This window comes from Gordonia westfalica (assembly GCF_900105725.1).
GTDB classification, from domain to species: domain Bacteria; phylum Actinomycetota; class Actinomycetes; order Mycobacteriales; family Mycobacteriaceae; genus Gordonia; species Gordonia westfalica.
This window is the reverse complement of record NZ_FNLM01000013.1, coordinates 1-9950: the sequence shown is the minus strand read 5'-3', so window position 1 is coordinate 9950 and position 9950 is coordinate 1. Positions and strand designations below refer to the sequence as shown.

The window sequence follows — 9950 nt, the reverse complement described above, 5'->3', positions numbered from 1 at the left end:
CTCGTCGCCGACGGTTCGAGGTCGCCCGGGCCGGGGTTCGTCGAGCAACCCTCGCAGCGGTGCTCGACGAACCGGCCTCGCCATCGCCGCACGGTACCTCGGTTGAGGCCGAGTCGTTGTGCCACTTCGGTATTCGACCCCCATCTGCGGCAGCGAGAACGATTCGTGATCGCATCGCCAAACCCGAGGCCGTCGTTCGCCGACGCGCCCACCCTTCGAGCTCACGGCGCTCGTCATCGGTCAGAACAATATCCACTGCTCGCGGACCCCGGGTTGCCATTCCCCAGTCTATCAACCGAATGACAATTAATGACTCAGGACACTAGACCACCACCGCCGCCGTTCCCGGCAGGGATGTGGTGGGTGAATAGCCGAACGATGTCGAGATCCCACCCTGCCCTGGGGTCGTGGTGATATGGGTGCCGAAACTGACGGATTGCCATTCGTGCCAACGACGTAAGGCGTACTCGAATCCACTGATTCGGGTCGAGTTGCTGGAAAATGTATCACCGCCGAGGCCGCCAGCTGCGCGGGTGGTGGTACTGGAGGTGCCGTCCGAACCGTTCTTCCCACATCCGATGAGACCCACGATCAGTTCGGTGATGTTTTTCAGTTTCGTCCACGTACCCGACGTGACCTTGGTTTCCACGTTGTAGCCGTTGAGGACGGCGTCAGCGATGGCCTGGATCGTGTACTGAACCTCTTGCGGATCACCAACCGAACCGCCACCAAACCAGCCATTGAAAATGCCGTTGATGATCGGACGCAATGTTCGCCGTCGCCGCATGAGCCAACAACCGATCACATCAACCGCTCACCCATATGCTTAAACTTCGGATTGAACTGGTTGTACGCGTAGTCATCCCAGAACGCCTGATCGCATTCGCGAACTGCGACAGGCCTGACGTGCACCGTTCGGCGGTTCGCGGGCAGAAGTATTTGCCCGGTACACCAGCACCGGGCTGATCTGGAGCTGTAATGGCTAACTCACCCCTTCGATCATGCGGGCCAACCGCTTAGCGTGGCCACCACCGTCGTAGTCCGTGGAATGCGCAGTGCCGAGATAGTTGCGGATGTCCTCCCCGCACGCGCGAAATCGGCCAGCGGAACGGATTCCACCACGGCTGCGCCACCGCCAGACGTTCAGCGGTCTTGAACGCCCAGGCGCGGGCGGCCTCGGTGTGCGCACCGACATCCACCCGGTTAGGTCGGCGACCGTGCGCAGCGGTGAACCTAGCGGCAGGTCGGCGATCGGATCACCCGGCGCCCACTCGGTGAACCGAGGCCGCGGGACGTGCAGCGCCCCGGCGATCCCGGACCGGCCGTGATGCACCGGCGTGTGCGGGTCGCCCAGCGTCGCGACGGCGAGCACCTGATGGCGAGGCGCCGAGGCAGGATGTCGCGCGCGTACTTCACTGCGACCGCCGCGCCCGCACTGTAGCCGCCGACGACCACGAGTTCGCGGGATTCGGTGACAGCTCGATCCAACGCTGCCGCGCCGATCGCTTTCGACTCCTCATACGACAGGTCGCCCATGCCGGTCGCCGGGCCGAAGTCGGCCGGGTACGGCACATACGTGAACTTCACCTTGCGGGGGTCGAGCGCGCGGCGCAGCGCCTCCGACGCGGGGAGCCGCCGCGGGGTGCCCAAGTTCCGTCGACCCAGAGAAGTTCGATCATGACCGTCCTGCCCACCATGCTCGGATCTCGTCGCGCCACACTTGCCATGGCCGGCGGAAGTCGCCTGCCGCCCAACGGTCACGGCGGTCTTGTACTGCAACACCAGCAGCATCACCAGGAGCGCGAGCATCATCACGGCGCCACCCGAGTACAGGATGAATCGAATCCACGCCCGCCCCGGATAGTCAGTACCCGCCCACACTGACGCCGAGATCTGGAGAAAGACCAGCACATCAGGGTCGACTTGCCTAGGTAGATGAGTGACACCCGCTCCTTCCACCAGTACTGCCATGCGGCGTAGCAGATGGTGTAGACGGTGGCCAGCACGGCGAGCACCACAAGTGCCCAGTCGGCTATCAGCTCCACTAGTTCAGCCTTCCGAAGATCAGCTCGGCCCAGTGGTTGCGTTCCAACTGGTCACGAAGCTCCCGCTGTACCGGCCGCGCCCGTTCGGCGAGCCGTGCGCTTTCGGACCGGGCTTCTTCGGCCGATCGCGCGTTTCGCTTCGAGCGCGCATCAACTTCGTGCGCGCTCGCCCCCTTGGTCTTGAATCCCCACATCAGTTGGACTCCAAGCTCTCTCGCAGTGCCTTCGACTGGCTCGCGATGAGCTGGCCGGCGACATTCCACTCGGCCATCGTCTGCGCGTTGCGCGCGTTGGTCTCGAGGAGGTCGGCGATGGTCTTGGCGTCGCGCTCGGCCGCGGTCTTGTAGATCGAGATCTCCGATCCCCATACGATCCAGCCACGGGCGAAGGCGATACCGAGCACGAGCGCCATGCCGACGACGACCCCCACCACGCCGATGTCACTCAGCGCGGCGGGGTTCATCCAAGCGCTGGCGCTCGAGGTCACGGTCATCGGCCGAGGTTGACTTCGCGCTCGACGCCGTCAGCGGGAAGCTCAATACCTGCCAACACCTTCGGTGTGACCTGCGGGCGGGTGAACAGGAATCCGAGAGCAATCGTGGAGACCGCGAGGATGGCGCCCTGTTGCTGCTCGCTGAGGTTCAAGCCGAACGCAACGACCAGCGGCACCGCGGTCTGAACGACCGCGACGAGCGCCGGGTACACGCTCTCCTTCACCGAGATCACCACGAGCAGACCGAGCACCGCGTTGACCGCGGCCATGAACACGCCCTGAGTCTCGGTGGGGATGTTGAACCCGAACGTGGTCAGCAGAACCAGGATGGCTGAGACGAGGGAGGTCCAGGCGGCGGGCTCGCGGCCGAGGACAAGACGAGGGGTGGGTACAGACATGACGAGAACTCCTTCTGTGGGTGCGGCTCAGGCCGCGATGAGGTCGACTGCTTCGACGGCCAGCGGGATGCCGGCCGCGTTGACGAGAGTGAGATCCTTCGCGGCGTCGCCGATCTTCTTCACCGCGCCTGAGGGGTCCCACTCGAGGACGCCGTGCTCGAACGCCTGACGCTTGCCGCCCGTGCCGTTCGAGATCTCGTCCGACGTCGGCCAGCCGAGCGGGCCCTTCTCGTAGCCCTCGAGCGCCCAGCGCTGGCCGATGACGCCTTCACGACGTGGTGGTCCTTGCCGTCCTTGCGGTAGAGCACGCCACCCTGGAACGCCATGACTGCGCCGTCGGCGAGCTTGGTGAAGTCGCGCACCGGGAAGCCGAGTTCGCCGGTCTCCCACTTGCGCTCGGCGTACGCCTCGAACAGGCCGCCGTGCGGGATGGCGTGCGCGCCGGTCGCCGGGTGAAAGTAGATGTGCGCGTTCTCGTACTCGACGAACCGGCCCTTACCGTCGCGGCCGACCTTGCGCTCACCCCCGGCGCCGGGCTTCGCCTTACGGACGCCGACCCACGGATTCTCCTTGGCCTCGAGCTCGATCATGTTCATGACCACGAGCGGCTTATCCGGTGCCTGGAGGAGCCGCTGACGGAACAGCTTCATGTCGAGGTTCCCGGGTCCCACTTGCCCTGGATCGCGCCGTACTCCTTGTGCGCGACGACCTTGTTCCACGGGTTGCCGAGGCGCTTGTTGATGGCCCGGACGACCTTCAGGTATGCGCCGTACTGGGCCTCCGACCATGCCGCGGTGCCGTTGTGTGCGGCCTCGATGCCGATCGTCACGGCGTTGCCGTTGTTCGCGGGGATGCCCGGCCACGAGCCGGTGCCGCGTGCCATGCGACGCCGACGCCGCACAGCGTGACAACACCGTTCGGCGCGAGGTGGAGTTGCGACGCGAGCCCGAGAGACGAGTGCTGCGCGATACCCCGCGGCGTCTCGCCGAACGAGCCGGTGTGGTGCATGAACGGACCCCAGATAGTGCCGAAGTCGCCGTGCCCGCGTTCGAACGCGCCGGGATAGATGTCAACCTTCAGGCCCTCGGCGCGCAGCACGTCGGAAGCCAAACGGGATCAGCCATAATTGCCTCCTGTGGGCATGGGTGAATCCCCACACCCGAACGGGTGCAGGGTGAAAAGTTCTGTTGGGTTAGAGAGCTTCGGGGTTGATGCCGGCGTGCGGGAACCGTCGAACGTTCCATCCGCCTTGCGGCGCTTCACCTCCGCGGCGAACGCCACAGCCTCTGCCTGCACCACCCGCTCCTGCGTATTCGCCTGGCGGGCCTTCATCTCCTCCACCTTCGCCAGATAGTTCTGATGCTCCTCATCAGCCAGCCGGCGATCCGCTGCTCATTACGTTTCATCCGGCTCATGCGAGTCGTAACACCACTTCCCCGCAGCTTCGACGCCTCCAAGCTGTCCCCCGGTTCATAGTGCTTGATCGAATCCGCCACCAGCCGGACACCGCACTCCACCAGATGGCGGGCAACATCCACCCAATAGTCGGGTCCCATCACCAGCGGGGCACCCACCACACCAGGCAGGCCGATAAACAAACACCGACACCGCCTGCGCTTCGGCTTCACGTTCCTCATCGGACATGTCAGCCCACTGCTTGAAAGACACTGTGCCCCCTCTCCGGGGGGCCAAGCCCTACCCGGGAATGTCTAGTACGTAACGGGTCTTTCCGTAATCCCAGAATCCGCGGGATCTTGTTCTCCGCCGCGGCCTGCTGCTCGGTCCACGACTCGTCCCACAACAGGTTTGGGTCGTTGCGGAACCGCTTCAGGCGGAACAGGAACTTGTGCACCCGTTCGCCACGGAAGTAGTAGGTGTAATCCGGTCGCAGCTCGCCATCTTTGATGAAACCGCACTGCTCGTACAGGCCTCCGTCAGAGACGGCGTGGTCGGCGAATGTCACCACCCGTTGTGGTTGCATCGCAGCGACAGCGTGCTTCAGCAGCCGCGAATGCCCACCCCGCACGATCACCGAGGTGGCGAACCGCACCAACTCCACCTCAGTCTTGGTGCGCCACTTCATGCACATCACCGCGACCAACTCGCCACCATCGCGCAAACCGAACGCTTCACTCATTGCGGTCGCACCCTGAATGTGGTTGGCCTCGAGGAAGTCGCGGACCTCCACCCGATCTACCGCGGTCACGGTGAGACTGCGCGCATGTCGGCGCGGGCGTGTCTGAGGAACGCCGGCTGAATGCGCGCAGTCTCACCGTGACCGCGGTAGATCGGGTGGAGGTCCGCGACTTCCTCGAGGCCAACCACATTCAGGGTGCGACCGCAATGAGTGAAGCGTTCGGTTTGCGCGATGGTGGCGAGTTGGTCGCGGTGATGTGCATGAAGTGGCGCACCAAGACTGAGGTGGAGTTGGTGCGGTTCGCCACCTCGGTGATCGTGCGGGGTGGGCATTCGCGGCTGCTGAAGCACGCTGTCGCTGCGATGCAACCACAACGGGTGGTGACATTCGCCGACCACGCCGTCTCTGACGGAGGCCTGTACGAGCAGTGCGGTTTCATCAAAGATGGCGAGCTGCGACCGGATTACACCTACTACTTCCGTGGCGAACGGGTGCACAAGTTCCTGTTCCGCCTGAAGCGGTTCCGCAACGACCCAAACCTGTTGTGGGACGAGTCGTGGACCGAGCAGCAGGCCGCGGCGGAGAACAAGATCCCGCGGATCTGGGATTACGGAAAGACCCGTTACGTACTAGACATTCCCGGTAGGGCTTGGCCCCCGGAGAGGGGCACAGTGTCTTTCAAGCAGTGGGCTGACATGTCCGATGAGGAACGTGAAGCCGAAGCGCAGGCGGTGTCGGTGTTGTTTATCGGCCTGCCTGGTGTGGTGGGTGCCCCGCTGGTGATGGGACCCGACTATTGGGTGGATGTTGCCCGCCATCTGGTGGAGTGCGGTGTCCGGCTGGTGGCGGATTCGATCAAGCACTATGAACCGGGGGACAGCTTGGAGGCGTCGAAGGCTGCGGGGAAGTGGTGTTACGACTCGCATGAGCCGGATGAAACGTATGAGCAGCGGATCGCCCGGCTGGCTGATGAGGAGCATCAGAACTATCTGGCGAAGGTGGAGGAGATGAAGGCCCGCCAGGCGAATACGCAGGAGCGGGTGGTGCAGGCAGAGGCTGTGGCGTTCGCCGCGGAGGTGAAGCGCCGCAAGGCGGATGGAACGTTCGACGGTTCCCCGCACGCCGGCATCAACCCCGAAGCTCTCTAACCCAACAGAACTTTTCACCCTGCACCCGTTCGGGTGTGGGGATTCACCCATGCCCACAGGAGGCAATTATGGCTGATCCCGTTTGGCTTCCCGACGTGCTGCGCGCCGAGGGCCTGAAGGTTGACATCTATCCGGCGCGTTCGAACGCGGGCACGGCGACTTCGGCACTATCTGGGGTCCGTTCATGCACCACACCGGCTCGTTCGGCGAGACGCCGCGGGGTATCGCGCAGCACTCGTCTCTCGGGCTCGCGTCGCAACTCCACCTCGCGCCGAACGGTGTTGTCACGCTGTGCGGCGTCGGCGTCGCATGGCACGCGGGCACCGGCTCGTGGCCGGGCATCCCGCGAACAACGGCAACGCCGTGACGATCGGCATCGAGGCCGCACACAACGGCACCGCGGCATGGTCGGAGGCCCAGTACGGCGCATACCTGAAGGTCGTCCGGGCCATCAACAAGCGCCTCGGCAACCCGTGGAACAAGGTCGTCGCGCACAAGGAGTACGGCGCGATCCAGGGCAAGTGGGACCCGGGAACCTCGACATGAAGCTGTTCCGTCAGCGGCTCCTCCAGGCACCGGATAAGCCGCTCGTGGTCATGAACATGATCGAGCTCGAGGCCAAGGAGAATCCGTGGGTCGGCGTCCGTAAGGCGAAGCCCGGCGCCGGGGGTGAGCGCAAGGTCGGCCGCGACGGTAAGGGCCGGTTCGTCGAGTACGAGAACGCGCACATCTACTTTCACCCGGCGACCGGCGCGCACGCCATCCCGCACGGCGGCCTGTTCGAGGCGTACGCCGAGCGCAAGTGGGAGACCGGCGAACTCGGCTTCCCGGTGCGCGACTTCACCAAGCTCGCCGACGGCGCAGTCATGGCGTTCCAGGGTGGCGTGCTCTACCGCAAGGACGGCAAGGACCACCACGTCGTGAAGGGCGTCATCGGCCAGCGCTGGGCGCTCGAGGGCTACGAGAAGGGCCCGCTCGGCTGGCCGACGTCGGACGAGATCTCGAACGGCACGGGCGGCAAGCGTCAGGCGTTCGAGCACGGCGTCCTCGAGTGGGACCCCTCAGGCGCGGTGAAGAAGATCGGCGACGCCGCGAAGGATCTCACTCTCGTCAACGCGGCCGGCATCCCGCTGGCCGTCGAAGCAGTCGACCTCATCGCGGCCTGAGCCGCACCCACAGAAGGAGTTCTCGTCATGTCTGTACCCACCCCTCGTCTTGTCCTCGGCCGCGAGCCCGCCGCCTGGACCTCCCTCGTCTCAGCCATCCTGGTTCTGCTGACCACGTTCGGGTTCAACATCCCCACCGAGACTCAGGGCGTGTTCATGGCCGCGGTCAACGCGGTGCTCGGTCTGCTCGTGGTGATCTCGGTGAAGGAGAGCGTGTACCCGGCGCTCGTCGCGGTCGTTCAGACCGCGGTGCCGCTGGTCGTTGCGTTCGGCTTGAACCTCAGCGAGCAGCAACAGGGCGCCATCCTCGCGGTCTCCACGATTGCTCTCGGATTCCTGTTCACCCGCCCGCAGGTCACACCGAAGGTGTTGGCAGGTATTGAGCTTCCCGCTGACGGCGTCGAGCGCGAAGTCAACCTCGGCCGATGACCGTGACCTCGAGCGCCAGCGCTTGGATGAACCCCGCCGCGCTGAGTGACATCGGCGTGGTGGGGGTCGTCGTCGGCATGGCGCTCGTGCTCGGTATCGCCTTCGCCCGTGGCTGGATCGTATGGGGATCGGAGATCTCGATCTACAAGACCGCGGCCGAGCGCGACGCCAAGACCATCGCCGACCTCCTCGAGACCAACGCGCGCAACGCGCAGACGATGGCCGAGTGGAATGTCGCCGGCCAGCTCATCGCGAGCCAGTCGAAGGCACTGCGAGAGAGCTTGGAGTCCAACTGATGTGGGGATTCAAGACCAAGGGGGCGAGCGCGCACGAAGTTGATGCGCGCTCGAAGCGAAACGCGCGATCGGCCGAAGAAGCCCGGTCCGAAAGCGCACGGCTCGCCGAACGGGCGCGGCCGGTACAGCGGGAGCTTCGTGACCAGTTGGAACGCAACCACTGGGCCGAGCTGATCTTCGGAAGGCTGAACTAGTGGAGCTGATAGCCGACTGGGCACTTGTGGTGCTCGCCGTGCTGGCCACCGTCTACACCATCTGCTACGCCGCATGGCAGTACTGGTGGAAGGAGCGGGTGTCACTCATCTACCTAGGCAAGTCGACCCTGATGTCGCTGGTCTTTCTCCAGATCTCGGCGTCAGTGTGGGCGGGTACTGACTATCCGGGGCGGGCGTGGATTCGATTCATCCTGTACTCGGGTGGCGCCGTGATGATGCTCGCGCTCCTGGTGATGCTGCTGGTGTTGCAGTACAAGACCCGCCGTGACCGTTGGGCGGCAGGCGACTTCCGCCGGCCATGGCAAGTGTGGCGCGACGAGATCCGAGCATGGTGGCAGGACGGTCATGATCGAACTTCTCTGGGTCGACGGAACTTGGGCACCCCGCGGCGGCTCCCCCGCGTCGGAGGCGCTGCGCCGCGCGCTCGACCCCCGCAAGGTGAAGTTCACGTATGTGCCGTACCCGGCCGACTTCGGCCCGGCGACCGGCATGGGCGACCTGTCGTATGAGGAGTCGAAAGCGATCGGCGCGGCAGCGTTGGATCGAGCTGTCACCGAATCCCGCGAACTCGTGGTCGTCGGCGGCTACAGTGCGGGCGCGGCGGTCGCAGTGAAGTACGCGCGCGACATCCTGCCTCGGCGGCCTCGCCATCAGGTGCTCGCCGTCGCGACGCTGGGCGACCCGCACACGCCGGTGCATCACGGCCGGTCCGGGATCGCCGGGGCGCTGCACGTCCCGCGGCCTCGGTTCACCGAGTGGGCGCCGGGTGATCCGATCGCCGACCTGCCGCTAGGTTCACCGCTGCGCACGGTCGCCGACCTAACCGGGTGGATGTCGGTGCGCACACCCGAGGCCGCCGCGCCTGGGCGTTCAAGACCGCTGAACGTCTGGCGGTGGCGCAGCCGTGGTGGAATCCGTTCCGCTGGCCCGATTTCGCGCGTGCGGGGAGGACATCCGCAACTATCTCGGCACTGCGCATTCCACGGACTACGACGGTGGTGGCCACGCTAAGCGGTTGGCCCGCATGATCGAAGGGGTGAGTTAGCCATTACAGCTCCAGATCAGCCCGGTGCTGGTGTACCGGGCAAATACTTCCTGCCGCGAACCGCCCGAACGGTGCCACGTCAGGCCTGTCGCAGTTCGCGAATGCGGATCAGGCGTTCTGGGATGACTACGCGTACAACCAGTTCAATCCGAAGTTTAAGCATATGGGTGAGCCCGGTTGATGTGATCCGGTTGTTGGCTCATGCGGCGACGGCGAACATTGCGTCGATCATCAACGGCATTTTCAATGGCTGGTTTGGTGGCGGTTCGGTTGGTGATCCGCAAGAGGTTCAGTACACGATCCAGGCCATCGCTGACGCCGTCCTCAACGGCTACAACGTGGAAACCAAGGTCACGTCGGGTACGTGGACGAAACCTGAAAACATCACCGAACTGATCGTGGGTCTCATCGGATGTGGGAAGAACGGTTCGGACGGGCACCTCCAGTACCACACCCGCGCAGCTGGCGGCCTCGGCGGTGGATACATTTTCCAGCAACTCGACCCGAATCAGTGGATTCGAGTACGCCTTACGTCGTTGGCACGAATGGCAATCCGTCCAGTTTCGGCACCCATATCA

Annotated in this window: 19 protein-coding genes and 2 pseudogenes; 9 read left to right on the top strand and 12 right to left on the bottom strand. The window is 64.6% G+C overall.

The genetic code is table 11. The features are described from left to right. From BLU62_RS01860 to BLU62_RS01820, 12 genes and pseudogenes are all read right to left on the bottom strand, one after another. Window positions 1–280, bottom strand: a pseudogene (locus BLU62_RS01860) (helix-turn-helix domain-containing protein); the annotation flags it as partial. 42 nt (window positions 281–322) lie between these two features. Beyond that, entirely contained in the window at window positions 323–769 is a 447-nt protein-coding gene (locus BLU62_RS01855; protein ID WP_139179945.1) for a hypothetical protein, read from the bottom strand. A 464-nt stretch (window positions 770–1233) separates the two neighbouring features. Further along, the gene (locus tag BLU62_RS01850) at window positions 1234–1971 is read right to left on the bottom strand and encodes a putative phage holin (RefSeq protein WP_084811712.1); all 738 of its coding nucleotides are present in this window, start codon (window positions 1969–1971) and stop codon (window positions 1234–1236) included. Window positions 1972–2044: 73 nt separating this feature from the next. Then, window positions 2045–2239 carry a DUF7620 family protein gene (locus BLU62_RS01845; protein ID WP_074847979.1) on the bottom strand — a complete coding sequence of 65 codons (195 nt, stop codon included), beginning with the start codon at window positions 2237–2239 and terminating at the stop codon, window positions 2045–2047. Further along, window positions 2239–2538, bottom strand: a complete 300-nt coding sequence (locus tag BLU62_RS01840; protein ID WP_074847977.1) for a hypothetical protein — start codon at window positions 2536–2538, stop codon at window positions 2239–2241. The genes BLU62_RS01845 and BLU62_RS01840 overlap by 1 nt, the downstream gene beginning before the upstream one ends. Then, on the bottom strand, window positions 2535–2936 hold the full coding sequence (locus BLU62_RS01835) for a hypothetical protein (protein ID WP_074847976.1): 402 nt from the start codon (window positions 2934–2936) through the stop codon (window positions 2535–2537). Before BLU62_RS01835 ends, BLU62_RS01840 begins: the two co-directional genes overlap by 4 nt. A gap of 27 nt (window positions 2937–2963) precedes the next feature. Then, on the bottom strand, window positions 2964–3131 hold the full coding sequence (locus tag BLU62_RS33455; protein WP_244278028.1) for a hypothetical protein: 168 nt from the start codon (window positions 3129–3131) through the stop codon (window positions 2964–2966). After that, on the bottom strand, window positions 3056–3586 hold the full coding sequence (locus BLU62_RS33450; RefSeq protein WP_244278025.1) for an LGFP repeat-containing protein: 531 nt from the start codon (window positions 3584–3586) through the stop codon (window positions 3056–3058). Before BLU62_RS33450 ends, BLU62_RS33455 begins: the two co-directional genes overlap by 76 nt. Further along, complete coding sequence (locus BLU62_RS33445; RefSeq protein ID WP_244278027.1) at window positions 3583–3957, bottom strand: peptidoglycan recognition protein family protein; 375 nt, start codon at window positions 3955–3957, stop codon at window positions 3583–3585. Before BLU62_RS33445 ends, BLU62_RS33450 begins: the two co-directional genes overlap by 4 nt. Window positions 3958–4052: 95 nt before the next feature. Continuing rightward, window positions 4053–4268, bottom strand: coding sequence for a hypothetical protein (locus BLU62_RS32195; protein ID WP_139179944.1), 216 nt, complete (start codon window positions 4266–4268; stop codon window positions 4053–4055). Next, window positions 4265–4573 (bottom strand): phage gene 29 protein family protein, encoded by a 309-nt coding sequence (locus BLU62_RS34730; protein ID WP_139179943.1) that lies wholly within the window; start codon window positions 4571–4573, stop codon window positions 4265–4267. Before BLU62_RS34730 ends, BLU62_RS32195 begins: the two co-directional genes overlap by 4 nt. A gap of 8 nt (window positions 4574–4581) precedes the next feature. Next, entirely contained in the window at window positions 4582–5142 is a 561-nt protein-coding gene (locus BLU62_RS01820; RefSeq protein ID WP_074848165.1) for a hypothetical protein, read from the bottom strand. A 29-nt stretch (window positions 5143–5171) separates the two neighbouring features. Here BLU62_RS01820 and BLU62_RS01815 point away from each other — a divergent pair, with 29 nt between their 5' ends. From BLU62_RS01815 to BLU62_RS01780, 9 genes and pseudogenes are all read left to right on the top strand, one after another. Then, the gene (locus BLU62_RS01815; RefSeq protein ID WP_139179942.1) at window positions 5172–6221 is read left to right on the top strand and encodes a phage gene 29 protein family protein; all 1050 of its coding nucleotides are present in this window, start codon (window positions 5172–5174) and stop codon (window positions 6219–6221) included. Between the two features lie 120 nt (window positions 6222–6341). Next, window positions 6342–6767, top strand: coding sequence for a peptidoglycan recognition protein family protein (locus BLU62_RS33440; RefSeq protein ID WP_074848161.1), 426 nt, complete (start codon window positions 6342–6344; stop codon window positions 6765–6767). After that, on the top strand, window positions 6764–7387 hold the full coding sequence (locus BLU62_RS33435) for an LGFP repeat-containing protein (protein ID WP_074848086.1): 624 nt from the start codon (window positions 6764–6766) through the stop codon (window positions 7385–7387). The genes BLU62_RS33440 and BLU62_RS33435 overlap by 4 nt, the downstream gene beginning before the upstream one ends. A 27-nt stretch (window positions 7388–7414) precedes the next feature. Further along, window positions 7415–7816, top strand: coding sequence for a hypothetical protein (locus BLU62_RS01800; protein ID WP_074847976.1), 402 nt, complete (start codon window positions 7415–7417; stop codon window positions 7814–7816). Further along, a complete protein-coding gene (locus BLU62_RS01795) occupies window positions 7813–8112 on the top strand; it encodes a hypothetical protein (RefSeq protein ID WP_074847977.1) in 300 nt (99 codons plus the stop codon). Before BLU62_RS01800 ends, BLU62_RS01795 begins: the two co-directional genes overlap by 4 nt. After that, the gene (locus BLU62_RS01790; protein WP_074847979.1) at window positions 8112–8306 is read left to right on the top strand and encodes a DUF7620 family protein; all 195 of its coding nucleotides are present in this window, start codon (window positions 8112–8114) and stop codon (window positions 8304–8306) included. The genes BLU62_RS01795 and BLU62_RS01790 overlap by 1 nt, the downstream gene beginning before the upstream one ends. After that, complete coding sequence (locus BLU62_RS33430; protein ID WP_244278024.1) at window positions 8306–8836, top strand: putative phage holin; 531 nt, start codon at window positions 8306–8308, stop codon at window positions 8834–8836. Before BLU62_RS01790 ends, BLU62_RS33430 begins: the two co-directional genes overlap by 1 nt. After that, window positions 8766–9338, top strand: a complete 573-nt coding sequence (locus tag BLU62_RS01785) for a PE-PPE domain-containing protein (RefSeq protein ID WP_244278026.1) — start codon at window positions 8766–8768, stop codon at window positions 9336–9338. The genes BLU62_RS33430 and BLU62_RS01785 overlap by 71 nt, the downstream gene beginning before the upstream one ends. Window positions 9339–9494: 156 nt before the next feature. Then, window positions 9495–9950: pseudogene (locus BLU62_RS01780) on the top strand (hypothetical protein); the annotation flags it as partial.